We start from the raw sequence: 25,283 nt of genomic DNA on the forward strand, positions 1-25,283 counted from the left end.
TCCGGCTCCGAGATCATTAACGCCAATAGTCTTTTCGGCGTTAATCGCATAAATCCCTCTCTTTGTCGACCTTAATATCATTTAATCGAAATATTTATATGAAAACATCAGGAAATACTATTCTCATCAATGGTGGAAGCGCCGGCATCGGATTCGCCATGGCCAAACTATTTTCTCAGGAAAATGCCGTAATTATCACAGGCCGGGATCAGGAAAAATTAGATACAGCAATAGCCATGTTGAAAAATACCACTGGTATCCGCTGCGATGTCACCAATGAAGCGGATATTGTAAGCATGGTTCAGAAATTAAAGGAAGGATCCCCAGCATTAAATGTGATCATCAACAATGCAGGTAAGGGAAATCAATACGATCTGCTTGCGGAAAATATAGATGCCTTTTCGCTTGCTCAGGAAGAAATGTTGACCAATTATTTGTCAGTGATCAGATTGAACGAGAAATTGATGCCATTGTTGAAAAAGCAAAAACGCGCGGCAATCATCAATGTTACATCTATAGCTGTACTCGGAGCGAATGTAAAACGTACCACTTACGGGGCAAGCAAAGCTGCGCTTCATACTTATACACAATCCCTAAGGCTGCTTTTGGAAAATTCACCGATTCGTGTTTTCGAGCTCTTCCCACCGTTGGTAAACACTGATTTTAGCAAAGATGCGGGAGGCAGCAATGGCTTATCTCCGGAAGAAGTTGCGGAAGAAATGTTTAAAGCATTTTCCGACGACCGTTTTGAGGTTTATGTAGGTCTGGCTGCAGAACTTCACTCATTATATTTTTCGAATAACGCCAAGGGATTTCTTTTTCTAAATGGCAAACCAGTTTCTTAAAATTGTTGGCGATATGTTAACCGAAACATAGCGTCAATAAGTGTGAGTTAAACGCCCCTTTTTTTGTATTTATTTTTTCGTTCAATTACGATATATCATAACAGAAAAAAACAACACCTTCCATAAATAACTAATAATCAATTTATTGATTTATGGTATGTGTTTGGCAACTCATAGCCGGAGTGTTCGATGTTGAATCAATTGCAAAGCATCATCAATAAATCGACCGCTCCGGTTAGTTATGTTAAGAACAGGCCTTGTTTTAGTAAATATCGTTTTTTCCTTCATTGATTATGATCAGTGTCGGGCTGAATTAGTTCGGTTTTCTCATCCTGCTATATCGAAATATAAGATCGATACGATGCGGCTGTCAACTCTTGGTATTGAGATGTCCAAGGCTCAGCAACATAACGATGTCGATCACTACTATAGTTATCTCCTCCTGACTACTGACCACTTAATCTTAAGCGAACGTACTAATGTTGCTTATCAGTTATTAAACCAAAGACAAAAACTCTTGCCAGCTTCGACGATGCAAAGCAAACTACTGAAAGCAAAGGCTTTCGGCGATGTTTTCTTTGCTTTGGATCAACCGGAGAAAGCCAGGGGTCAATATGTTTTAATGCTTGAGTTGGCGCGGTTAAAAAAGACCGCCTACCGTCAACTTCTTTCAGACCTGTTAGTTACAAAACACTTGAGTTCCCGAAATTCACCGGATGCCATTCAAAACGATATGGCCAATGATCTGGTCAATAAAATCATCATTGCTGATAGCCCCTATATAAGTCCCGCCAGCCGGGCGATTTTTTACCTGAGTTTGTTTAAACTGGATTCTGCTGCTAACAATTACAAGCGGTCCTTTCGGTTTTACAAACTGTATAAGTCAGTTACAGATTCGGTTTTTAGACAAGAAAAACTTAACCGGCTGAATTATTTACAGCAAAAGTTTAAGCTGTCAGAAAAGCAAGAAAATAATGCTTTAAAAACACCTCGAAAGTTTTCCGAAAACGCTTTATTTATGCTGGAATGTGCCGGGATTGTCATTGCCATTTGGGCGTGTGCTCTGTGCTTTTGGAAATTATCAGGGCGCGTAAGGAAACAAGATGACTTAATGTCGTGGGCCGCTAAAGAATCTTTGTTGACCGAGGATGCTATCAAACAATTGCTCGATGATCAAGTCAAACTGAAGATAGAAACAGAAGAATTACTCAAGGAAGCCCATCATAAAGTAAAGAACAATCTACAAATGGTCATGAGCCTGTTAAATACCCAAGCAATGTATTTGAGCAATGAAGCTGCCATTGATGTGATAGACGAAAGCCAGGATCGTCTGCAGACCATGATGATCATGCATCAAAAACATTACGGAAATGACGGGACAACGGAGATCGATATGGTCGCTTACATTGCAGAACTTGCTGCTTACTTGTCCACCAAGCTTTCTGAAAAAGGCATTGAACCTCAGTTTAGCGTCCAGACAGATCAGGTGTTGATTGGTAATACCCAAGCTGTCCTAATTGGGCTTTTTATTGGCGAAGCGGTTTCCAACACATTAAAAGGCATTAACGAAAAAACACTGGCGTGTGCAATATCAGTTCGTCTGGCGTCGCTAGCAGAAGATATGATCCGCCTTTCTATCACGTCGCGCATATCCTCTGCAATTGTAAAAAGCTGCTCCTATAATTTGAACTTCGCAATCATGATGAAAGCCTTGAGCGATCAACTTAAAGGACTCTTTCAGATCGAACAGGGAGACGGGGTAACGGTAAGTGTTGAATTCCATCAAGAAAAAGAAACTGAAAATTATTAATCCGGTACCATGGTTAAGATTGTACTAACCTTATTACTTATTTTATCCACTTGGTATGTACGTGCACAAAACGATGATGCTACCCGACGTAATAACAAAGCCCTGATACAGCTGAGCTCAGCTTTTGTTACGGTTGCAAAAGAGGCGACCATTGATCTGGACAGCTCGCTGGTAATAACTACAAAATTTCATAACCTTAGCCGCTCTGGTGTAATATCGGATGGTATTGATGATGGATATGCTGAGAAATTTTGCCGGTGGATCGATGACCGTAACACACGGATACCACAAGCAGATATTCTTAAACTCAATGGGAGACCGAAGGCGCGACTCATGCTGTTGCTCGGTGCGTATTATGCTTTTCAGCCGGGCTTAAAGCAAAGTGATATTGACAGTAGTATTTATTGGGTTCGAATGGCTGAAAAGGAAAATCTCCGCTTTAAGGACGCAAGGTGGGTTTATCAGGCATATTGCTTGTTGGGTAAGTGTTATCTGAAATCAGGTAAACTAAAGAAAGCGGCCTTCTTTTTTAATAAGATAACCAGTTCACCGCATTTGTGTGATTCTGACATAGTGGCAAAAGCATGGAATTATCGGGGAATGTATTCCCCTTTTCGTCCTTCCACGACAGATCGGAGAATACAATGCTTAATGAAAGCAGCCACATTATTTTCCCAATTGCGCGACACTGAAAACGTGTTTAATGTTCTCACAAATATCGCTTATCTCAATTTTGCAAGGCAGAACCTTAATGAAGCGGAACGTGCAGCCTTTCTTTCTTATCGGCTTCAACTTAATTCAAAGTTTCCTTATACCCATTATACGAGCGATCTGATAAGTCTCATTCAAGGGGTTAAGGGTGATTATGTCGGACAACTTAAATACGCTTTGCAATCCATTGAAGCTGCAGACAGATCCCGGGACCATCTTGGCCTCGCGATATTTTATGCAAGAGCAGGTGACGCCTATGCGGCTGACGCAGCCAAAAGAGGTGAAGCTGCGAATTGGTATCGGAAAGCTCTGGCTGAGTTTATCAAAAATAACGACGCTGCGCATGCTTATAAATTGCTCTACCATTTCAATAACGAAGATTTGGGTAAACCCGGTAATGATTCATTACTGAATCTGCTGAATACACTCATAATATCGCATCCACCTCAGAATTCAATTGACCAGCAGGATGCTTTTATTGCGTTAGGGGAAGGGTACCGAAAGCTGAAGCAGTTCAAGAAAGCCGAATATTATTACCTTAAGGCGGAACACCTCATGTCTGTCAACCAGAAAATTCGTGGAAATATTCATAATCCTGAGTTGATCTTTTTGCTGGGCCAATTTTATTTCTATGCGGGTATCCACCAAAAAAGCAGGAACTATTTAATTACTTTGATCAAAGATCCGGAAGCTGGAAAACAGTCTGCAGGTAATCTCTCCGAGGCGTACTGGTTGCTTCATCAGATCGATTCAGATCGTGGCCGATATGCTACCTCTATGTATTTCTTAAAGGAACACAATCGGTTAAAAGATTCCCTGCATCGTTTCGTTGAACATACAAGATCTGCAATTGACAGATCCAATGGCAAAATGATAGGTGGTGTAACTGAGATCAGAAATATTTCTGGCCAAAAAAAAGCACGAACTATAGTCATTGTGTCTTCGATTTTAGCATTATTATTGATTGGCATTGGCGGTACATTTATATATCGCTTCCAAACCCGAATTCGAAAGCAGTCAAAAGATGATTACCGAAAACGCTTACTGGAGAAGACAGCCCTGGACACTAAAAAACTTCGGAAGTCAAAGGAAAAACTAATTAAAGAAATACATCACCGGGTACAAAATAATCTAAAGATCGTAATCGATCTTCTGAGCCGTCAATCGGCGTTTATCACCGATCATGATGCACTTGAAGCCATTGAACAAAGCCAAAGCCGGATGATGGCCATGTCACTTATCCATCAGGAGCTCGATACTGCTGAAGGGGCTGCCGATGTTGGCCTGGCGACTTTCATCTCAAAAATGGTTGTTTTTCTGACGGAGCATTACAACAAAAAAGCGAAGTACATAAAATTTAACCTTAAGTTGAGTCAAATAAATATCAGCTTTTCCCAGGCGGTTCCATTGGCCTTGATTATCAATGAAGCGCTTACGAATAGTATCAAACACGCTTTCTTATTTCAGGAACAGGCAGAAATAACCGTGGAACTATTGGGGCTTACAGACGGGCGCGTTAAATTGACGATGAAGGATAATGGTTCGGGCCTGCCTGATAACTTTGACGTGGGTGTGAGTCAAACCCTTGGTTTCAATCTGATTCTTGGATTAGCAAGCCAGATTGATGCAATACCAGTTTTTAGGAATCAGCAGGGGCTGACCGTTGATATCGTATTTGAGCTGAAGCCAGAAAGTGAAAAATTTCTTTGACCACCACGCTATTTTATAGCCGAATGGCAATAATTCGAAATAAAGTGGTTTAATTTTTAGTCTCGCTGCATCAGCGCTATCGGTTTAACTTTCACCTTACGAAAGATTTACTTGTAAGGGCCGATAAATTGAAATTTACGCAATTACTTATCGATTTGATGGCAAACGCGGTGAACTTTTCTCCCAGACATTTTCAGGTCAATATTGCCGTTTTCGTGGGTTGGTCAACAGGTGGAGATAGGTATTACCGACCAGGGTGTGGGTATCCCGGAGGCAGTGAAAATCTACTTTATTGTGAGACCGAAAAAGACCGGTAATCTTTAAGACTGAGCACTAACATTGATTGCAAAAAATTCCTTCCGTGACCAGCAATCCATTCTCACCATTATAAGTTTCAACTGTATGTACATACTTGAAGCAGTGCTGTAGGTGATCATACCCCAGGTCAACTAATTTAATCCGTGCGCTTTCCGCAGGTACAAACTGATTGCTTTGTATACAAAACAGATGGTTCTTGTCCAGCATCAGGTAATCGAAATGATATCCTTTGTCCTGCAGTTCAATAACCCATTTTGTGATTAAAAAGTTAAGTTTCCGAATATGTTTAAGTTTTGTTTCCATGTTCGTATTTGATTAAGGTGCATGTCGTGATACCAAAATATTCGTGCCTTATTTCAAATAACTGATTATTAATAGTTTATATAATTTAATCAAAAGAAACGTTACGTATTGTCGTAAATCGACAGCGCATAAAGTGATTTTTGGTTTCAGAAATATTCAACGCAGCAGTAGTAAGTTGCTTCAAGAGACCATTTGTCCTTTGCGTACTTATTCTTGACTTCTCTATCCGTTAAAAACAAAGACATTTCTGTTAAAAACTTACAGACTATCCTGCTTAGCCTCATTTTAATCGTCAGAAAGGTATAGTTATCTATCATTCTCCTGGACAGGTACGGTATTATGATATGATTTTTGGTGGTTGTTCCTACCGATTTACGATATAAAGAAATATTATTCCCCTAAGTTTTAATGTAATCAATTGCTTATCAAGTATTTAACGTAATGGCACCTTATTGGGACAATGCTGATCAATAGCCGGGCTGGTCGGCAGGTATATCGAAGTACTCAATACATATTGATCAGTTGCTACTACAGACACTGTAAACTGAAGGGTGAAAACAATCATTGGCCATATTGTAGCCGCCTATTGTAATCTCAGTGTCAAGTAAAAATAAATAGTTTTAAAATGCAACTGGTTGTTAATTATATTTGCTTGCGAAATGCAACTGGTTGTATTTTAATATAGATACATTTTAAACTTTAAAAATCAAAACAATGAAAACTCCATATCTTTTAGTACTCGCATTTCTTGCCAGTTGTGCAGGAAAACCCGCTCCGGTAGCCACGTTGCCGCAAGAGCTCCCCGTTATTCAGTTAAATTCGGGTGACGCCTCCACTTATCAGGAATACCCCGCTTCCGTAGAAGGTATTACCAATATAGAGGTTCGCCCGCAAATATCTGGTATTCTAAGTCATATTTTTGTAGATGATGGCGCTTATGTTAAAAAAGGACAGCCGTTGTTCCAGATCGATCAGGCGCCTTTTATCGAAAGGCTTAACAACGCTAAAGCCAGCTATCATTCAACAGAGGGAAGCCTTAGAAACGCACAGCTTGAAGTTGAAAAACTTACCCCGCTTGTTTCAGGAAAAGTGGTATCAGACATCCAGTTGAAAACGGCTCAGTCAGTTCGCGAAACTGCCATGGGAAACATGGAGCAGGCAAAGGCGGACATTGCCACTGCAAAGATCAATCTGGGTTACACGATCGTCAGGGCGCCAATCAGCGGTTATATAGGCCGCGTACTTCGTAAAGAAGGCAGTGTGGTGAGTCCGGCTGATCCTTCTGCGCTTACTGACCTTTCCGATATCCATGAGGTGCATGCCTTTTTTGCCCTTGGTGAATATGATTTCATTCAATTCAAATCGCTATATGCCGGCAAGACGCTCGATCAGAAAATTAAGAGCCTGCCGCCTGTGGAACTTATCCTGGCTGATGACAGCGCTTATGTTAACAAAGGGAGGGTCGATATGATCAACGGTCAGTTCGATAGCAATACAGGTGCCATCACCGTACGCGCCACCTTCAAAAATGAAAACGGGTTGCTGCGTTCTGGTAACACTGGTAAAATCAGGCTTTCACTCAAATTAACTAACCAGATAATCGTTCCGCAATCTGCTACCCTGGAAATGCAGGATAAGACATTTGTTTTTTTGGTGGACAATCACAATAAGGTAATTAAACAGGAGATTACAATATCAGGAAAGAGTGGGAACAATTATCTGGTAAAAGAAGGGCTTAAGCGAGGAGATCGAATCGTGTACCGCGGATATGACCATCTTCACGAGGGCGACCAAATCCAACCTCAGCAAACCAACCTCAGTTCAGCATTAGCTGTAAACAATTAATCTTATCAACCATGTTAAAGAAATTTATCGATAGACCGGTACTGGCTACAGTCATATCGTCTATACTCGTGATCCTAGGTACTTGGGGTATGGTCAGCCTTCCGTTGGAGCGCTTCCCCGATATCGCGCCGCCTTCTGTCCAGGTAACAGCCATTTACCCAGGTGCTAACGCTGAAACCATCCTTCGCTCTGTTGCTCCTTCGCTCGAAGAGGCCATCAACGGCGTCGATAACATGACTTACATCAGTTCTGTAGCCAGTAACGATGGTTCCCTGGTAATATCCGTATTCTTCACAAAAGGTACTGACCCGGATCAAGCCGCTGTGAATGTGCAAAACCGGGTTGCGCAGGCAACCAGTCAGTTGCCTCCCGAGGTTGTTCAGCGGGGTATCGTAACGGCGAAAGCTCAAAATAGCTTAATGATGGTTCAGGCCATAATGAGCGAAAGTCCCAAAAAGTATGATCAGGAATTTATTGCCAACTATGCCAACATCAATATTATACCTGACCTTAAACGTATCCAGGGTGTTGGCAGCGCATTCATCTTGGGCGGTAATAAGGAATATGCCATGCGTATATGGCTGAAACCAAGTCAGCTGGCGAACTATAAAATATCATCATCCGAAGTGCTTGCTGCCATAAATGATCAAAACTTGGAAGCGGCGCCAGGCAAGTTTGGGGAAGGCAGCAATGAATCATTTGAATATGTAGTTAAATATGATGGCAAAATGACTAAACCCGCAGGCTATGAAGATATTGTCATCCGTGCAAATCCGGACGGTTCATTTCTGAAGCTGAAAGATATTGCCCGTATCGAATTGGGTTCATATACTTATAACAGTTCCAATACTGTAAACGGCAAGCCTGCAATAACCGTCGTGATCTTTCAATTACCCGGGACCAATGCTGATGCGATACAAACCCAGGCAAATCAACTTTTTGAGAAAGCCGAGAAAAGTTATCCAAAGGGTATCGTTAACGCTACTTTTTATAATACCAAAGAGGCACTGGACGCGTCGATCGATCAGGTTAAGCATACCTTGTTAGAAGCATTTATCCTGGTGTTCATTGTTGTCTTTATTTTTTTACAGGACTTCAGGTCTACATTGATACCGGCTATCGCAGTTCCAGTGGCAATCATCGGCACCTTTTTCTTCATGTATGTTTTTGGCTTTACCATCAACCTGCTGACGCTGTTTGCGCTCGTCCTGGCCATCGGGATCGTTGTCGACGATGCCATAGTCGTTGTGGAAGCAGTGCATTCAAAAATGGAACATAAGAAGTTAGCGCCTGCACCGGCAACATTGGAAGCCATGCACGAAATAACAGGTGCGATCATTTCAATCACCTTGATCATGGCTGCTGTATTTTTACCGATCGGCCTGATGAAAGGTGCAACCGGCTTATTCTATCGTCAGTTTGCTTTCACGCTTGCCATCGCCATCGTTATCTCCGCTGTTAACGCTTTAACATTAAGTCCTGCACTTTGCGCGCTGATATTGAAAGATGTGCACAGCAGTGAAGAATCAGGAGCCCCCAAAAACTTTAAAGATCGTTTCTTTATCTTTTTTAACGTCACCTTCAAAATGTTGACCGACCGTTATATCCATAGCCTTCGTTTTCTGATCCGTCAGAAATGGTTAACACTCGGTGCCCTGGTATTGATCGCGGTAACAACGGGTTATATGATCAAGAATACCCAAACTGGATTTATTCCAACCGAAGATATCGGCTTTATCGGCATTGCAATCAATATGCAGCCCGGCTCATCACTTGAAAGAATGAAACAGCTGGATGAAGAGGCAGTGAAAGAACTTGAAAGCATGCCCCAAATCAAAAAGGTGAATAACCTGGCGGGTTTCGACTTTTTGACTTTCTCTAATAGCCCGTCTGCCACCCAGATATTCGTGATTTTGAAACCAGTTGCAGAACGTGGTCCTGTAAATTCAATACCTGAAATAAAAAACATTGTTCAGCAGAAACTGGCTAAAATCAAAGGGCTCAACGCCTTTGCATTTGAATTGCCTTCCATACGTGGTTACAGTAATGTTGACGGACTTGATGTTGTGTTACAGGATCGTACCGGCGATGCCAAGTTAGATAAATTCAGCTCTGTATCAGACAACTTCATAGCTGAACTTATGAAGCATAAAGAGGTGGGATTTGCCTTCACTACTTTTAAGGCAAATTATCCTCAATTTAAGTTGGAGATCGATAAATACAAAGCCAAACAGCTAGGCGTAAGCATTAAGGATATCCTTCAGACAATGCAAACTTATTTTGGCAGCGTTCAAGCCTCCGATTTTAACCGCTTTGGGAAATTCTACCGGGTAGTCGCACAGGCTGATGTAAAAGATCGCACTGATCCATCCAAGATCGATGGAATCTATGTCAAAAATAACAAAGGCGAAATGTTACCGATAAATACGCTTGTTCACTTAAAAAGAGTATATGGTCCGGAAACTGCGAAACGCTATAATCTTTACAATTCTATTTCAGTAACTGTGATGCCGCAAAAAGGCTTCAGTTCCGGTGATGCGATCAATGTCGTAAATGAAGTGACCAAAAAACTACCGGACGGTTATACTCAGGAGTTCTCAGGGTTGACTAAAGAACAAATAAGCTCGAACGGCCTTGCCGTTATCGTATTCGGGATGTGTTTGATATTTGTTTACCTTTTGCTGGCAGCACAATATGAAAGTTATATTCTTCCATTAGCAGTCATCCTTTCTATTCCCAACGGCATATTAGGTGTGTTCCTCGCAATTGGAATTACCGGCATCGAGAATAATATCTATGTACAGGTAGCACTGATCATGCTGATTGGACTATTGTCAAAGAATGCGATACTAATCGTAGAATTCGCTGTGCTTCGACGAAGAGCAGGTCACTCGCTCATCCAGTCAGCTTTAGAAGCTGCCGCGCTCCGTATCAGGCCGATTATCATGACCTCCCTTGCTTTTGTTGCAGGGATGATACCCATGATGAGCGCAACCGGGCCATCCGCGAACGGTAACCACTCTATCAGTATTGCAGCAGCTGGTGGGATGCTAGTAGGTGTAACGCTGGGCTTATCCTTTATACCTGTGTTATTTGTTGTATTCCAGGGACTTCAGGAAAGAATAAGCCGCAAAAAGATTGTTGAGATCGCCCCAAATGCTGATGTATTAATTCTAAACTGATCATGGAAAAATTAAATAAGTATAGTGTAGCTGCCATCGTTTTGCTGGCTATACTGACCATAGAAGGTTGCAAGGTATCGCGTGATATCGTTGCTCCGGATACAAACCTTCCCGTTGCTTATCGCGACAACGCCCAAGATTCTGTTTCAGTAGGCGCATTACCCTGGAGGACCTATTTTGAAGATCCTGAATTGAAATCACTGATCGCCGATGCGCTCGAACATAATTTCGATCTTCAGGTCGCAGTGAAAAATATTCAATCTGCCGGGATGGTTTTAAAGCAAGCTAAGCTTGGCGATATCCCATCTGTGGGTGTCGGGGTTACTGCCAGTTCAAGCCGTCCTTCTGACAACAGCCTGAGTGGAATGCAATTAGGACAATTTCTGGGACAACAACACCTTGAGGATTACACCTTGGCGGCTTCACTTTCATGGGAGGCGGATATCTGGGGTAAAATACGCGGCAGGAAAGAAGCGGCTTTGGCTAACTACTTATCTACTCAGGAAGCCCGTAAGGCTGTTCAGACACGGATCGTAAGCGACATTTCAAAAGGTTATTATAATCTGCTTATGCTAGATGCTCAGCTTCGGATCGCTAAAAATAATGTATTGCTTAATGATAGTACCTTAACGCTGATACGGTTACAATTTACTTCCGGCCGGGTGAGCAGTTTAGCAATCCAGCAGGTTGAGGCTCAAAAGTTGACGGCTGAAGCACTGGTTCCCCGTTTTGAACAACAAATCGCTGTTCAGGAAAATGCAATCAGCGTATTGTCAGGTAGACTTCCAAGTCCTGTCGGCAGAAATATCAGCCTGGATTCGCTTGCCATTGCAGAAAAACTAACCACCGGCATGCCGGCCGAACTTCTCCGAAGAAGACCGGATGTCCGGCAGGCAGAACTGGCCCTTGCAAAAGCCAATGCCGATGTCGGCGTAGCAAAAGCAAGCCTCTATCCGTCACTGACCATCAATGCTCAGGGTGGGTTGGATGCTATCAAAGCCAGTAACTGGTTCAATATACCAGCCTCTTTGTTCGGAACGGTTGTCGGCGGAATAACCCAGCCATTATTCGACAAAAAAAGACTGAGTACCAACTATAATGTTGCAAAGGTCGACCGCGAGGTGACTGTAATCCGTTTTCGTCAGTCCGTTCTAACTGCTTATGGTGAAGTTTCGGATGCTCTTGTAAAACTTGCTACGCTTAAACAACAACAGGTTCTGGCTGCTCAACGCACCGGGACACTGCAGGATGCGACCCGGAATTCACAGCTGCTGTTTAAGAACGGCATGGCGACCTACCTGGAGGTGATCATCGCTGAAAGCAATGTTTTACAAAGTCAACTGGAACTCGCCACCATAAAAAAAGCAAGGCTGGATGCTACCGTAGACCTCTACCGCTCACTTGGCGGAGGATGGAATTAAAAATTTGTGTTTGAGTGATGTTGTTTTGATTGATGCCTGTGGACCGTTGTACGGGACGCAGGTTTTTTTATTTTCCCGTGCCCGCTTATAATAATACTAAGAAAAGTATAGATGTTAATTATCAATCTTCAAAGAGGTCCTAGCGTGTGAATAGAAATTCAGGCGAGGAATAAATAGAATGTGAACGAATTAAAAAAGTTTAAGCGGTGTGATATTTATGAAGTTGGCTCACCGCAATTGACTCTTCAATCTGATAGGTTATGACCAGACACATGCCAGGTGTGTTACTGATCTCCAATTCGCCGTTGAGTTGATTACTTAGTCCCCTGATCAGGTTAAATCCAAGCGTGTTAGTATTATATATGTCGATGTTATCTGATAGACCGACCCCATTATCTTCTATACTCAGGCGGAATGTGTTATTGCATAGCTTATAAAATTTGACCCTGATCTTTCCTTGTCTGCCTCCTGGAAACGCATATTTGATGGAATTGGTGATAGCTTCATTTATGATCAGGCCTAAAGGTATCACCTGTGCAACATCAAGTTCGCCGGGTTCAGTTTCCGATTCAAATCTGACCTTGTTTACTACCTCGTGACTATCAGCCAGATAACTGATCAAATCCTGAACGTAAACGCTCATGTTTATCTTCGTAAGGTCATCCGACTGATACAGTTTTTGATGGATGAGCGACATCGTATGCATTCTGCGCTGACTATTTTCTATTGCCATCAGGGCATTTTCATTAGATATATAGTTAGACTGCATTTTTAATAGACTGATCGTTGTTTGCAGGTTATTCTTAACCCGGTGATGAATTTCGCGCATCAACCATTCTTTCTCGATCAATAACAACTCCTGGTTGGCGTTTAGTTCCTTCAACACGTTATTCTGAAGGTTAATTTCGCACTGCTTTTCCTGAAGTTTCCGGTTGCTTTTCTTGTTGATCCGAATCACGTTTATAGCAAAGCCTATTACCGTAAGCAGGAAAAATATGCCGCCCAGTGTTTGATTTCGCTGCAGATTCGCTTCTTTAAGTGCGGCCTGATCCAAGCGCTTCTCGGTTTCCAAAGCCATAATAAATCTTTCTCTCCGTTCCGTCTCGTACTTGATGTCCAGCTCAGAAATCTGCCTGATCTTATTAATGGAAAAGAACGAATCCCTCAAACCCTGATGCGTAAACTTGTGGGCCAGTTCAAGATCTCCTTTTGTGTATTTTAACGGATAGGGAAAGGTCCGCTCTATGTTTAATTTGATCTGGTCAGTGTTCCTGTTCGGTTTTTGCGACCCTTGCATCTTTGTCGTTAAAGTATCCAAATGCTGCCCAAAATGATTTTTTGACCGCAGGGCTCGAGAATAGGAGAAAATAGGCATCAACAGCCAGGCAATGAGTGTATATAATATTTTAAGTTCTAGAAAGCACAATCCTTTCTTGTAATTCATCGATAGTAACAGCAATTAATATGTTCGATTTTTGATGTTTTGAATCCCGCCAAGCTAAATAGATTGGTCTTGTTTTCTCTTTTAAGGCAAATTTCTGACCAAAATATTATTACGTGATAGTCAATATTTTATAGATAGCAACTTTTTTTAACTATACCTTATATCGTAAAAAATCATAGTATTAATGTTATATCGTAAGCTTTGGGTATTTATACCTTTAACAATAAAACCTTAGGAATACTGAATCATATCTTTACTCATAGTGACCTAACCAAAGATTTAATTTCGAAGTTCGAAGCTTACCTTTCCATGGAGTATTTTAAACACGCGCTCTCTAAATTAGCCATTATGCTTATTCGTTAGGAATGCAATAGCTCATACTGATCGCTAAAGGACAAATATTAGCTTTTTTTGGAGGGTTCATTTATAGAAGGATATGATATCAGTTTCAGTGACTTTTTTTGGGAAAGATCACCAGCAAGCGCAAGTAATTGTAAAGCAGTCTTGTTTAACAATGCAGAAGCGAACTTATTACTTAATCCAAAAGTCTGATAGTGAATAGATAAACGAAGTTATCTGAACGGCTTTCTGATTTACAAACGGCAACACGTTTGGTAAAAATAAAGCCCTGTCTAATCGACAGGGCTTCCCCAAAACGTAAGCTTGAATTATTTCTTTGCTGCGTTCTTCTTATCTGTAACGTCTTTACGCAAGTCTGTCGAAATTACTTTGATCTGCTGCAATGTGTTACGCAGTCTTGTGCCTGCCGCATTGTTGTTTTTCTCGTAAAATAGTTGTCCGTCCTTTTCGGCTGTCTCTAACAGCGCTTTTAATTCTGCTAATTTTTCCATGATCAATTCTTGATTTAAATATCCGTATCTTTTTGATGCGGCCGGCAAAAATAAAAAATAGCCTGGAAAATGCTGTAACCCAATTTACTGCTGCCGGATACTGTCTGGTATTATAGTGGGGGCCCGAAAGCTTAGGGTTGAATTTTCGGTAAATGCTAACTCAGGTAACTAAGTTGTAAAGCATATCATCTTTAAAAATTGCTTTTAGTGATCTGCAACGACACACCCCAACTATTGTTTGCGTTTAAATAGCATTCCGCGTAAGCAAAACGTTAGTTTGAAAGAATAAATCCCGCCACTACGAAATCCCGCACTCCAAAGAGTTGTATTGCGAAATACAGTAAGAAATATCTCTTGTGTTTAAACACAAGTATCAGATTGTTAAAGAACTAACCCGTGGCCTGAATTTAGCAATTGCTCATGGCAGAAACGTCAGGATCAAATCTTTTAAATTTATGAAAACACAAAAAGTACTGTTCATCACCGGAGCCTCGAGTGGCTTCGGATTCGAAATCGCTAAAGCGGCATTGGAAAACGGGGATAAAGTGATCGCAACAGTCAGGAGTAAACCTGAAGAACTCGCTGCATCGCTAAATAAGAATGCCAACTTGTTGATTACTATCATGGATGTGAGTAATGAAGAACAAGTTCGGGAGGCAGTTGCCGAAGGATTATTGGCATTTGGCAAGATTGACGTCTTGATCAACAATGCAGGGTTTGGAATTATTACAGCCATCGAGGAGGCAACGGATGCAGAGGTAAAGCAACAATACGAAACCAATGTATTTGGATTGCTGAATGTTACCCGCGCTGTGCTGCCGCATATGCGTGGTAACCGCTCTGGTCATATCATTAACTTTTCATCACTTTTTGGTTTTGACGCAATTCCCGGCTGGGCGCTTTACGGGTCTACTAAGTTTGCAGTAGAAGGCCTGTCAAAAGGGCTTGCTGTAGAGCTGGAGCCGCTGGGTATAAAAGTTACTGCTGTTGAACCTGGACTTTTCCGTACCGCTTTTCTCAGCGCCGGTTCCTTCGGTGTCTCCAAGAATGTAATTGATGATTATCAGAATACAGTCGGCCCCATGCGTAGCGCTGGCGACACCCTGCACGGCAAGCAGCCGGGCGATCCCGTAAAACTAGCCCGCGTAGTGGTTGATCTGGCACATTCCGAAAACCCTCCTGTTCAGTTGCCGATAGGTAAGGACTCCATCAGCATGTTTCGCAATAGTGCTGAAAAAACGACAGCTATCATATCGGCCTGGGAAAGTATTTCTAGCAATACTGACTTTTTAGATGCTCGTAGTGTTTTGTAATTCTTCGTCAGGTCAATACAAAAATTAATCGATCATTCAGTTTCTTTTAAATTCCCGATTTGCGGGTTTAATAATCTAAAAATTAACATTTACACTAAAACTATGAATCAATTTCAAGAATTATTCGACAAACAAAAAGCCTATTTCGATACGGACATTACCAAAAGCTACGAATGGCGTATTGAACAGTTAGACCGCCTGGAACGACTCCTAATTGAAAAACAGGATGAAATCAAGGAAGCCCTGGGAAAAGATTTTAAGACTGCCTCAAATGAGCAGGCTTTTGAAATCATGGCACCTTTAGGAACGATCGCCTTTACCAAATCACAATTAAAAGAATGGATGAAACCAGTTCCTGCGCCAATGCCTAAAGCGCTGGCGAAAACTGGGCATACAGCCATTACTTATAGAGAACCCTACGGTGTCTCACTTGTAATTGGACCATTTAATGGCCCGGTTATTTTACTATTATTACCTGCTATCGCAGCCCTTTCGGCGGGCAACACAGTTATTTTAAAAACAAGCGAGGCGGTACCAGCCTCCGCTGACGTTTTTGCCAGATTCGTTGCAGAATATTTTGAGCCCGAAGCCGTAGCCATGGTAAGGGGTGATAGGGAGGTTGTGACGCAATTGCTCGCGCTGCCTTTCGATTTTATGTTTTTTACCGGCAGCGTAAAGGTTGGTAAAATAGTGATGCGCGCCGCCGCCGAAAATCTTACTCCGGTATTGCTGGAGCTTGGGGGACAAAATCCCGGCATTGTTGATGAAACGGCCAACATTAAAGACGCGGCAAAAAAGCTCGCCTGGGGTGCTACGGCCTGGGGCGGTCAGTGGTGCACGTCACCTGGATACGCCTATGTTCATGAATCTGTGGTCGAGGAATTTGTTGAAGAAGCGAGGAAAGCACTTCTGGAAATGTTCGGACCTGACCCTAAAAACAATCCTGACTATGACCAGATCATCTCGGCTAAAGAGGTTAGAAGGCTTGCAGCGCTGATTGATCAGGATAAGGTTATTGCGGGTGGTGATTTTGATGAAGAAGCAAAGTATTTAGCACCTACTTTGTTGTATCCGATAGCGTGGACTGATCCAATTATGGACGATGAAATTTTTGGCCCTATTTTGCCGGTGATAAGCTATTCTGATATCAAACAAGTAGTAAGAAACATCAAGAGTAAAGCAAAGCCGTTGGCCGCTTTTATTTTTAGCCGTGACCAGAAAAATATTGACTTTATATTAAATTCAGTGTCTTTTGGCGGAGGAGCGATCAACCAAAGCAATGTAAATTTATATGTTGAATCTATGCCTTATGGCGGAGTAGGTGATTCCGGCGTAGGAAGTTATTACGGCAAACATGGCTACGAAGCGTTGACGCATCCGAAGTCGATCCTGATCTCTCCTCCGGATGTGGCGATTGACCATTTGTTTCCGCCATTCACTAAAGAAACAGCCGAAGCTCAACAAATGTGGTTTGATTATTAAGCTAAGTTTTTGGGAGCAAATCACACCCTAGCGTTATAAAGCCCCACCCTGCAGCGGGTGGGGCTTTTGCATAGCATTTTGATTCTTATTAATGTTCTGTCTTCTTTCAAACGGTCGCGGCCTTGCGCAGCTCAAATAAAACAAGGCTGCGCATTTCGCAGCCTTGTTTTATTTATCAGATCAGTTATAGTTATTTTAGATAGTGATGATTATTCAAATAGTCCACGGTTTTCCTCGATATATTCGCGCATCGACATAGCAGGTTTACCAGTTATATCCTGTACCAGGTCATTGGTTCCAGCGAATATGCCGTCCCTGCAATCCTGCGCAACAGAAATAACGTGCTGGACAAACCAGGGATCGTGCCCCAGGTCATTTTCCATGTGTTCACCGTAATTCGCGATCTCGACCGGGTGGTAAGTGATCTTTCTACCCAAAACTTCTGAAAGAATCTCGGCAATCTCGAACTGGTTCATTTCTTTTGGGCCGTAAAGAGGGTAGATTTTGCCGGCATGAGCCGCAGGGTCAGCAAGTATGGCTGCGATTACCCGGCCCTGGTCGGCCGCGGCGATAGGTGCATACCTGCCTTCGCCGAACGGCAGCGTCAGCGAATTTTTAGCTTTAACTTCTTTGGCCCGATACATCAGCCATTCTGCAAAAAAAGTCGGGCGCAAATGGGTAACTGGTACACCGGACCGATCAAAAACACGTTCTCCCACCCAGTGGTTTCTTGCTGCAATGCTTTTGGCCGCTCTGCGCGCGGAGATCTGCGACATATTTACGACCAGCTCCAGATCGTTTTCAATTGCAGCCTGAGCAAATATTGCGGTTGCTTCAAGAATTCCGGGTATAATTACCGGGTAAACAAAATAGGCGCCGGTTACTCCCTCCATCGCCGCGCTGATACTGTTCAGGTCCAGCAGATCGCCTACAACTATTTCTGCTCCGATTTTCTCCAACTCATAAGATCTATCATCGATCTTTCGAACCATAGCCCTTACCGGTATGTCTTTTTTCAGTAGCTGAGAAACAGTCTCCTTGCCGGTTTTGCCTGTTGCTCCGGTAATCAAAATTTTCTTTTCCATGATTCTTCTTTTTTATGCCAGTTAAGCCAGGCTTCCACCATCTATATTAAACACCGCACCAGTAATAAAACCTGCCTCTGGTCCGGCTAGAAAGTTGACCAAAGCAGCTACTTCTTCCGGTTTGCCAAAACGCTTAAGCGCGTTTTTGTTGCGCAAGTGTTCGGCTAAATCGGTATCCTCGGGATTCATATCAGTAGCTATCGGCCCCGGTTGAATACTATTTACCGTAATTCCTTTGCTACCCAAATCCCAGGCAAAACCTCTCGTATAGGCAGCCGCGGCCGCCTTCGTAGCACCGTACTCTGTTAACGTCTGGATTCCTACAGCAGTGCCGGCAACAGATCCTATGTTGATGATCCGACCACCAGCTTGCATGTAAGCTGATGCTTTCCGGATAAGCGTAGCCACCGCTCGCATATTGATATCAATCTGTTTATCATACTGCTCAGTCAATTTTTCAGAATCTTCTATTGCACCTATGACAATTATCCCTGCACTATTTACGACAATATCCAGGCGGCCGAAATTCTCAACTGTTTTTTCTACAGCTGCTTCAAGATCAGCCTTAAGGCTGCTATCTGCACGGATCGCCAAAGCCTTGTATCCTTTACCAGTTAGTTCATTAATAATTTCATCTGCCTTCTCTTTCGAACTTACATAAGTAAAGGCAACTTGTGCGCCTTCAGCTGCTAAACGCCTCACAATGGCTGCGCCAATTCCCCGGCTGCCTCCTGTAACCAGCGCTACCTTTCCTTTTAATACTGACATATTTTAAAATTTAAGTGAATTAAGAATGGCCATATAACTTAGTAACCTAGGTAATCATATTTAATGCCAGTAAGTAAATATTTGAATTTCAAATGGTTAAGTGATGGTGGTCTGAAATTCTTTACGTTATTTCGAATTTGAACGGATTTAATACGATAAAATATAAAAAGTGTCAGGCCAGTATCAGCGTCGCTCCTCTAAATGCAAGCAACACATTTCGAACAGTTTTTCAATGATATTACAAAACTGACCGGATCTTGACTCTTTTTAATGTACTCCTGGTGACCGTGGAAAAACTACATATCATAAAGTTTATGTTTAAACACGAAATAAAACATTTGTTATCCTTCGTGTAATCGGTAATTGCCTTACTGTGAATACTTTTTATTGTGGCATCACTTTCGTAAAGGGCAATTAAAAATTACCTATGAGAAAATACTTAATGCTATCATTAATTTTACTGGCGGGATGTTCAAAGAAGGAGCTGCCGAATAGTAGGAACGACCAAGCTGTTGTACGGAAAACACTTGTTGGCAGGATCTCGGTTCCCGGAGATATTGTCGGCAAAGTAGTGGTCGGTTACCAGGGCTGGTTTAGTATCCCCGGCGATGGTGCAAATGAGGCCATTTGGTGGCACTGGACTGGGGATAACACACCTCCAAGTGCAGGCAATATGGTTAAATCCTGGCCTGATGTAAGGGAATATACCACCTTATTCGCTACAAATCTACCCAAACAGGGAGATGGACAGCCGACAAAACTGTTTTCTTCCTACACTGCCCAAACGGTGGACACCCATTTCCGATGGATGCAGGAGAACGGGATCGAAGTAGCCGCATTGCAACGTTTTCAGGATTATCGGGACATGCGAAATGCAATCACTGAAAAGGTAAAAACTGCAGCAGAGGCACATAATGTAAAATTCTATATCATGTATGATATAAGCGGATGGGGAACCTTTCAAAATGAGATCAAGGCTGACTGGACAGAAAAGATGGCCAAACACACCGCTTCCAAGGCCTACGCGATGCAAAATGGTAAACCTGTAGTTTGTATTTGGGGCCTCGGATTTGCAAATCGTGACCAAACGCCAGCCGCAGAGCTGGATGTTGTTAACTGGTTTAAGAGTAAAGGCTGTTATGTTATTGGCGGTGTTCCCCATGAATGGCGTGACTACATAAAACCCGGTACAAAAAACTTTGATCCGGTTTTTAAGGCGCTTGACATGATCTCGCCCTGGATGGTCGGAGCGATCGGTGATAGCCAGACATCTGACTTCTATTATACGAATTATAATCTGCCCGATATGACCTATTGTAAAGCAAACAATATTGATTACCAGGCTTGCGTTCTTCCTGGCGATTTGTCTGCAAAACACCGTGTTCACGGCGATTTTATGTGGCACCAATTTTATAACATGACGCGTTTGGGTGCCCAAGGGCTATATATCTCCATGTTTGATGAGTATAACGAAGCCAATCAGATTGCGAAGACCGCAGAAAATGAATCTATGCAACCAGCGGGCGTAGGCCTGCTCGCACTTGATGAAGATGGCGTGAAATGTTCGTCAGACTATTATTTGAGACTGACAAATGACGGCAGCAAAATGTTCAAAGGCCTGATTCCATTAACCTTGCTCAGACCAACCGAACCCGTAAAAGGAGGAGGGGAAATGCATTTGCCGCCATATAACAAACCGATCAAATTGATTGGCTGGAATAATTTTTGGGTAGGTGGTGAAAACGGCAATGGACCGATGTATTGTAACGTGCCCCATGGAGATGCATGGGAGACTTTTACAGTAATTGATGCCGGCAACGGGAAGGTAGCGCTGCAAAGCATGGGGAAATATGTCTCATCCGAAAATGGAAACGGACCGATTACTTGCAACAGGACAGCGATCGGAGAGTGGGAGCAATTCGATTACATCATTAATTCGGATGGATCTATCGCTCTTCGCGGAAACAATGGCAAATATGTTACTGCTGAAGATGGAACTAATCCTATGATCTGTGACCGCACAACCGTGGGGCAGTGGGAGAAATTTATGGTTAATTAACCCGCATTTATAGTTATAAGTATATATGCGCTAAACGATTTATAGTGGGCGGCGTTTTAATTGCCGTCCACTTACTTTGTGAATCCCATTAACGCTCTGACGTGATCGGCGTTTTCGACGGAAGTAACTTGTTCGAGTAATTGAAATGCTACTTCTATTGCTGTTGAAGGATTCCAGGAAGTAATGATCCTGTAATCTGTGACGATGGGTTCGTGCTGAATTTTTACGCCCAATGCCCGCAACTCTTCCTGCATTTCAGGGGCCAGGCTGTAAGTAGTTCCCATTCGTCCGGTCAGTATACCGGATTTTGCAACTGGAAAAGCACCCGTGCAGATTGAAGCAATCCACTTATCGGAACTATGAAACTTGCGTATCAGTCCAGTGATGTCTTCGTGATAGGCATGATCATAGTAATGATATTCTTCAAATCCTCCGGGCACTGCCAGTGCAGTATATTCAGTTGTATCTATTTCCCCGATCAAATAATCAACTACCGCCTTTTGGCTAAACGAGCTGTTTACTTCTTTAGTCAGTCCGCACGTAAAAAGCCGGGTATTTCGGTCACCCTCAAGCATGTTCCAGCCCATTACGTCTATGAACGCGCTCGCCTCGAAGAATTCAAAGCCTTCAATAAGTACGAGTAATATTTTTTTCATCAGTATATCGAACTATATAATTATCCTTATGACTTCATCAGTATGGCCAAACCATAATACCTGGAATTGACATCGGGTTCTACTCAGAGCTTCCTGCTCTTATCTTTTCTGATACTTTTTATAATGTAATAGTTTGCAATACCCCGTTTCTTCTATTGCCTCGAATGAGGATGTTTTTTATAAATTATTTGTTCAGACTAATCTATTAAAAAGAATACGAATCCACTATAAGAGCCTGCTCTAATATTGACCTCGATTAGTGCGTTGACAAATCAACGGTGACGCATTGGGGCTTGAAATTTTAATTCTGTTTCACGCAGTAAATGCTTAATTTTAATAAAGACGAGACTCGAATCAAGGCATTCTTACCGAACATTTTTCATCGTAATAGCTGAATATTGTTCTCAGGTTTGATCTAAATAAAGGTTTAAGGTTTTTGGTCCGTTAAATAATTTGGGTTCGATGAAAAGGTTTTGGTCCGTATTCTGCGTTTTAATCATTTGGTCAAGTCTGGCTTTTTCGCAAGATAATACGATTAATGACCCGGTACTTTTGCAGAAATCGATCAAACAAAGCCGGCTAGATACTAGCCGGATCAAGTTGCTGCTAAAAGCCGGAGATTATTACCTCAATAAGAAAGGCTGGTTTAATGTTGACAAAGATACCGCCCTTGTATTTTTGAATCAGGCGCTGGCACTGAGTAGAGCGTTACACTCCGTTAAATGGGAGAATGAGACTTTACAATGTATTGGCTCCGGTTATCTCCATGTTGACAGTATTGAAAATGGCAGCCAATTTTTCATGCAGGTGATCCAGTATTATCGTAATCGACATAACAAAGATATGGAGGCACAGACATGGGAAAGGTTCGGTGATGCCGTTAACCGAGGTCCGAAGACGCTTGAAAAAAAAATTGAGTGCTATCAACAGGCCCGCACAGTTTATGGGCAGGACAATGAGCAGTTGAAGTCCATACTCACCTATAAGAAGATAGCGGATATGCATATGATCCAGGGTAAGTACGATGTGGCAGAAAATGAGTTGAAAAATGTTGTAAAAGGACTTAAATCGATCGGCTATAAAAATCTGCATTATACTTTCGACCTTCTTGCATCCCTTAGTAAACTCAAAGGCAATTTTCATCAGGAGCTTTTTTACAAGAAAGAAGTTGTCAATAGTATGGAGGCGACGGGTGACTACTCGTATGCTTCATACTTCTATTTTAATCTGGCAACTACCTATTACGACTTAGGTCTCTTTTCCAAGAGCCTGACTTACTTCAATAAAGCTTTGCCTTTCAGCATTAATGAAAAGAATTTTAATAGATACTATGAGCTTTTGACAGGTATCGTTAAAGCGCAGATCCAGGAAGGAAATATTCAAAAAGCCCTCGAATTTTTGACCGAAAATACAAAAAGGATACCGCCTATAAATGATACGCAACGCCAGTGGATGGATGCGGCATTTGGAATTTGCTATGAAAAAATGGGGCAAATAAAAAAGGCAGAAGTATATTATAAGGATTTGGCCAGGCTTTCGGACATCGACCTGAAAAATCAGGACCTAGAGGACTACTTACGAAATTATAATACGATCAGCAATTTTTATGTGGCAACACGCCGGTATAAACAAGCAGAATATTATCTTGGTAAATTGCTCAACGTATCACCCAAGCTGGTCAGGCCGTCGGTCATGAGCCAGGTCGAACTTTTACAATTCAAGGTTGACTCCGCGTCCGGGAGATTAGCCTCGGCAATCAGACACTATCAGCACCATAAAAAATTAAATGATTCGCTTTACAACGCCACTAACAAAAAGTTATTTGAAGAAGTCGAGATTAGAAATGAGTCGGAAAGAAAAGACCGGAATTTGGAGTTGCAATCTAAAAACATTCAACTTTTACAAAAGCAAAGCCAGCTTGAACAGAACCAGATAGACAAGACGAAGTCCATCAGAAATGTTTTTTTCGGCGGATTTTTTATGGTATCTGTGCTTTTAGCACTGGGGTTCAACCGATACAGGCTCAAGCAGCGAAGTAATGTACAACTTCAGGAAAAACAGCGTATCATTTCTGAAAAAAATGAGGCTTTGGTAAAATTACTTCGCGATAACGAATGGCTTACGAGAGAAGCGCATCACCGTGTTAAGAATAATATGCAAACTATCGTCAGTTTGCTTTCTTCCCAATCATTGTATTTGAAGGATGAGGCTGCGTATGAGGCAGTGGCCGATAGCCGGCATCGTATTCAAACGATGTCGCTGATACATCAAAAGTTATATCGCTCTGATAATATGTCCTCTATTGCCATGCGGGGATATATTACGGAACTTGTTGATTATTTAAGCGAGTCTTTTAAAACCAAAAAAGTCGTCCATTTTAAAATGATTATCGATCCTATTGATCTCGATGTAGTTCAGGCGGTACCTGTAGGCCTGATCTTAAATGAGGCTATCACCAATTCTTTTAAACATGCATTCCCACATACTGACAATGATTGGCTCACGATCAGCCTGACTCAGGGATGGGCTGATGATCTATTATTAACTATCAGTGATAATGGAAAAGGGCTGCCTGAACAATTCGACAGCGACGGGGTGGAGTCTTTTGGGTTGAAACTTATGAAAGGACTGGCAGAGGAATTGAACGGCACGTTCTCAATTGTAAATCATCCGGGTACCACGGTGACTATAGTTTTCAAAAAAATACACCTACATCGAATAACTGTTGAAGAAATAGACTTCCTTAACAAGCAAATAAAAATTGATAGCTAATAGCTTTGGGATATAAACTTTGGAACGTCAAAAAAACTTTTGGGCTATTTACCGACCATTCGTTTCCTTATTCTACTTAGTGATGGGGCCTGGATGCCCAAATAAGAGGCGATGTGATAAAGAGGCACGGAATTAAAAATATCCGGATGTAACTCAAGCATTTCCAGGTACCGCTCTTCCGCGCTTTTGAACAAAAATCCTTCAGTATTACTGATCACCTGGTGATAGGCCTGTTCCGCTATCATTCTGCCAAAGCGCTCCCAGCTATGCGATTGTTGGTATAGCTTTTTTAAATTATCAATATGAATGTAAAGTATAACTGAGTCATTCATGGATGACGTATAATAATCACACGCAGTTTGGTTGATAAAGCTTTTATAGGAAGCTACGAACTGACCGTTGGAATAGAACAGCATGTTTTTTTCTTCACCGGTTTTCTCATCCGCCCGGTAAATTCTAAAAACGCCGTTCACGATGAAGCCGAGATGTTTACAAACATTTTGGTATTCGTTATAGAATTCTCCCTTTTTATATGTTTTTAATTTCCAGTAGGAGCGGGAAAGTTCGAAAGCTTCACGGTCAAGTCCTGCGGTAGTAAATAAGGCTTGCTGTAATTGATCGAACTCTGTCATATGATTTAGATTCACGAAGTAAATTTAAAAAAAAGAACTCACCGGAAAAATCCGGCGAGTTATATAATGACAGCGA

18 protein-coding genes are annotated in these 25,283 nt (G+C 42.1%); 10 read left to right on the forward strand and 8 right to left on the reverse strand.

Annotated elements, in window-relative coordinates:
• Nucleotides 1-98: 98 nt before the first annotated feature.
• The 3 genes from AC1DYB_RS04315 to AC1DYB_RS04325 all read left to right on the forward strand — a co-directional run bounded on the left by AC1DYB_RS04315 (nt 99) and on the right by AC1DYB_RS04325 (nt 5,076).
• Nucleotides 99-845, forward strand: coding sequence for an SDR family oxidoreductase (locus AC1DYB_RS04315; RefSeq protein ID WP_477432767.1), 747 nt, complete (start codon nt 99-101; stop codon nt 843-845).
• Between the two features lie 241 nt (nt 846-1,086).
• A complete protein-coding gene (locus AC1DYB_RS04320; protein WP_477432769.1) occupies nt 1,087-2,655 on the forward strand; it encodes a sensor histidine kinase in 1,569 nt (522 codons plus the stop codon).
• 9 nt (nt 2,656-2,664) lie between these two features.
• Entirely contained in the window at nt 2,665-5,076 is a 2,412-nt protein-coding gene (locus AC1DYB_RS04325; RefSeq protein WP_477432771.1) for a histidine kinase dimerization/phosphoacceptor domain -containing protein, read from the forward strand.
• Between the two features lie 333 nt (nt 5,077-5,409).
• Here AC1DYB_RS04325 and AC1DYB_RS04330 read toward each other — a convergent pair whose 3' ends face one another.
• Together AC1DYB_RS04330 and AC1DYB_RS04335 are read right to left on the reverse strand one after the other, a co-directional pair.
• On the reverse strand, nt 5,410-5,697 hold the full coding sequence (locus tag AC1DYB_RS04330; protein ID WP_477432773.1) for a hypothetical protein: 288 nt from the start codon (nt 5,695-5,697) through the stop codon (nt 5,410-5,412).
• 433 nt (nt 5,698-6,130) lie between these two features.
• Entirely contained in the window at nt 6,131-6,262 is a 132-nt protein-coding gene (locus AC1DYB_RS04335) for a hypothetical protein (protein ID WP_477432775.1), read from the reverse strand.
• Nucleotides 6,263-6,411: 149 nt separating this feature from the next.
• Here AC1DYB_RS04335 and AC1DYB_RS04340 point away from each other — a divergent pair, with 149 nt between their 5' ends.
• Genes AC1DYB_RS04340 through AC1DYB_RS04350 form a run of 3 tightly spaced genes read left to right on the forward strand, consistent with a single transcriptional unit; the run spans nt 6,412 to nt 12,145 of the window.
• Nucleotides 6,412-7,542, forward strand: a complete 1,131-nt coding sequence (locus AC1DYB_RS04340; protein ID WP_477432777.1) for an efflux RND transporter periplasmic adaptor subunit — start codon at nt 6,412-6,414, stop codon at nt 7,540-7,542.
• An 11-nt stretch (nt 7,543-7,553) separates the two neighbouring features.
• A complete protein-coding gene (locus tag AC1DYB_RS04345) occupies nt 7,554-10,724 on the forward strand; it encodes an efflux RND transporter permease subunit (protein WP_477432779.1) in 3,171 nt (1,056 codons plus the stop codon).
• A 2-nt stretch (nt 10,725-10,726) separates the two neighbouring features.
• A complete protein-coding gene (locus tag AC1DYB_RS04350; RefSeq protein WP_477432781.1) occupies nt 10,727-12,145 on the forward strand; it encodes an efflux transporter outer membrane subunit in 1,419 nt (472 codons plus the stop codon).
• Nucleotides 12,146-12,344: 199 nt separating this feature from the next.
• Here AC1DYB_RS04350 and AC1DYB_RS04355 read toward each other — a convergent pair whose 3' ends face one another.
• Both AC1DYB_RS04355 and AC1DYB_RS04360 read right to left on the reverse strand, forming a co-directional pair.
• Nucleotides 12,345-13,442, reverse strand: coding sequence for a sensor histidine kinase (locus AC1DYB_RS04355; RefSeq protein WP_477432783.1), 1,098 nt, complete (start codon nt 13,440-13,442; stop codon nt 12,345-12,347).
• An 815-nt stretch (nt 13,443-14,257) separates the two neighbouring features.
• On the reverse strand, nt 14,258-14,440 hold the full coding sequence (locus AC1DYB_RS04360; RefSeq protein WP_477432785.1) for a histone H1: 183 nt from the start codon (nt 14,438-14,440) through the stop codon (nt 14,258-14,260).
• 455 nt (nt 14,441-14,895) lie between these two features.
• Between AC1DYB_RS04360 and AC1DYB_RS04365 the strand changes: the two genes are divergently transcribed.
• Both AC1DYB_RS04365 and AC1DYB_RS04370 read left to right on the forward strand, forming a co-directional pair.
• Nucleotides 14,896-15,753 carry an oxidoreductase gene (locus AC1DYB_RS04365; protein ID WP_477432787.1) on the forward strand — a complete coding sequence of 286 codons (858 nt, stop codon included), beginning with the start codon at nt 14,896-14,898 and terminating at the stop codon, nt 15,751-15,753.
• A 102-nt stretch (nt 15,754-15,855) separates the two neighbouring features.
• Nucleotides 15,856-17,235 carry an aldehyde dehydrogenase family protein gene (locus AC1DYB_RS04370; RefSeq protein ID WP_477432789.1) on the forward strand — a complete coding sequence of 460 codons (1,380 nt, stop codon included), beginning with the start codon at nt 15,856-15,858 and terminating at the stop codon, nt 17,233-17,235.
• Between the two features lie 209 nt (nt 17,236-17,444).
• Here AC1DYB_RS04370 and AC1DYB_RS04375 read toward each other — a convergent pair whose 3' ends face one another.
• Nucleotides 17,445-18,320, reverse strand: a complete 876-nt coding sequence (locus AC1DYB_RS04375; RefSeq protein WP_477432791.1) for an NmrA family NAD(P)-binding protein — start codon at nt 18,318-18,320, stop codon at nt 17,445-17,447.
• A 21-nt stretch (nt 18,321-18,341) separates the two neighbouring features.
• The gene (locus AC1DYB_RS04380; RefSeq protein WP_477432793.1) at nt 18,342-19,088 is read right to left on the reverse strand and encodes an SDR family NAD(P)-dependent oxidoreductase; all 747 of its coding nucleotides are present in this window, start codon (nt 19,086-19,088) and stop codon (nt 18,342-18,344) included.
• Between the two features lie 427 nt (nt 19,089-19,515).
• On the opposite strand from AC1DYB_RS04380, the gene AC1DYB_RS04385 reads away from it, so the two are divergent.
• Nucleotides 19,516-21,147 carry a hypothetical protein gene (locus tag AC1DYB_RS04385; protein WP_477432795.1) on the forward strand — a complete coding sequence of 544 codons (1,632 nt, stop codon included), beginning with the start codon at nt 19,516-19,518 and terminating at the stop codon, nt 21,145-21,147.
• Between the two features lie 71 nt (nt 21,148-21,218).
• Here the strand turns inward: AC1DYB_RS04385 and AC1DYB_RS04390 are convergent, their stop codons facing one another.
• Nucleotides 21,219-21,803 (reverse strand): DJ-1/PfpI family protein, encoded by a 585-nt coding sequence (locus tag AC1DYB_RS04390; RefSeq protein ID WP_477432797.1) that lies wholly within the window; start codon nt 21,801-21,803, stop codon nt 21,219-21,221.
• A gap of 462 nt (nt 21,804-22,265) precedes the next feature.
• On the opposite strand from AC1DYB_RS04390, the gene AC1DYB_RS04395 reads away from it, so the two are divergent.
• Complete coding sequence (locus AC1DYB_RS04395) at nt 22,266-24,575, forward strand: tetratricopeptide repeat-containing sensor histidine kinase (protein ID WP_477432799.1); 2,310 nt, start codon at nt 22,266-22,268, stop codon at nt 24,573-24,575.
• Between the two features lie 44 nt (nt 24,576-24,619).
• Here AC1DYB_RS04395 and AC1DYB_RS04400 read toward each other — a convergent pair whose 3' ends face one another.
• Nucleotides 24,620-25,207: a Crp/Fnr family transcriptional regulator gene (locus AC1DYB_RS04400; protein WP_477432801.1), complete on the reverse strand. Its 588-nt coding sequence runs from the start codon at nt 25,205-25,207 to the stop codon at nt 24,620-24,622.
• Between the last annotated feature and the right edge of the window lie 76 nt (nt 25,208-25,283).

Source organism: Mucilaginibacter sp. P2_A4 (assembly GCF_056405015.1).

Excerpts from the sequence above, each read along its gene's own strand:
- AC1DYB_RS04355 (WP_477432783.1), bottom strand. The coding sequence starts at position 13,442 with ATGCAAGGGTCGCAAAAACCGAACAGGAACACTGACCAGATCAAATTA.
- AC1DYB_RS04385 (WP_477432795.1), top strand. The coding sequence starts at position 19,516 with ATGAGAAAATACTTAATGCTATCATTAATTTTACTGGCGGGATGTTCA.
- AC1DYB_RS04370 (WP_477432789.1), top strand. The coding sequence starts at position 15,856 with ATGAATCAATTTCAAGAATTATTCGACAAACAAAAAGCCTATTTCGAT.
- AC1DYB_RS04335 (WP_477432775.1), bottom strand. The coding sequence starts at position 6,262 with ATGATTGTTTTCACCCTTCAGTTTACAGTGTCTGTAGTAGCAACTGAT.
- AC1DYB_RS04345 (WP_477432779.1), top strand. The coding sequence starts at position 7,554 with ATGTTAAAGAAATTTATCGATAGACCGGTACTGGCTACAGTCATATCG.
- AC1DYB_RS04360 (WP_477432785.1), bottom strand. The coding sequence starts at position 14,440 with ATGGAAAAATTAGCAGAATTAAAAGCGCTGTTAGAGACAGCCGAAAAG.
- AC1DYB_RS04395 (WP_477432799.1), top strand. The coding sequence starts at position 22,266 with ATGAAAAGGTTTTGGTCCGTATTCTGCGTTTTAATCATTTGGTCAAGT.
- AC1DYB_RS04390 (WP_477432797.1), bottom strand. The coding sequence starts at position 21,803 with ATGAAAAAAATATTACTCGTACTTATTGAAGGCTTTGAATTCTTCGAG.
- AC1DYB_RS04400 (WP_477432801.1), bottom strand. The coding sequence starts at position 25,207 with ATGACAGAGTTCGATCAATTACAGCAAGCCTTATTTACTACCGCAGGA.
- AC1DYB_RS04350 (WP_477432781.1), top strand. The coding sequence starts at position 10,727 with ATGGAAAAATTAAATAAGTATAGTGTAGCTGCCATCGTTTTGCTGGCT.
- AC1DYB_RS04365 (WP_477432787.1), top strand. The coding sequence starts at position 14,896 with ATGAAAACACAAAAAGTACTGTTCATCACCGGAGCCTCGAGTGGCTTC.
- AC1DYB_RS04340 (WP_477432777.1), top strand. The coding sequence starts at position 6,412 with ATGAAAACTCCATATCTTTTAGTACTCGCATTTCTTGCCAGTTGTGCA.
- AC1DYB_RS04325 (WP_477432771.1), top strand. The coding sequence starts at position 2,665 with ATGGTTAAGATTGTACTAACCTTATTACTTATTTTATCCACTTGGTAT.
- AC1DYB_RS04330 (WP_477432773.1), bottom strand. The coding sequence starts at position 5,697 with ATGGAAACAAAACTTAAACATATTCGGAAACTTAACTTTTTAATCACA.
- AC1DYB_RS04375 (WP_477432791.1), bottom strand. The coding sequence starts at position 18,320 with ATGGAAAAGAAAATTTTGATTACCGGAGCAACAGGCAAAACCGGCAAG.
- AC1DYB_RS04380 (WP_477432793.1), bottom strand. The coding sequence starts at position 19,088 with ATGTCAGTATTAAAAGGAAAGGTAGCGCTGGTTACAGGAGGCAGCCGG.
- AC1DYB_RS04315 (WP_477432767.1), top strand. The coding sequence starts at position 99 with ATGAAAACATCAGGAAATACTATTCTCATCAATGGTGGAAGCGCCGGC.
- AC1DYB_RS04320 (WP_477432769.1), top strand. The coding sequence starts at position 1,087 with ATGTTAAGAACAGGCCTTGTTTTAGTAAATATCGTTTTTTCCTTCATT.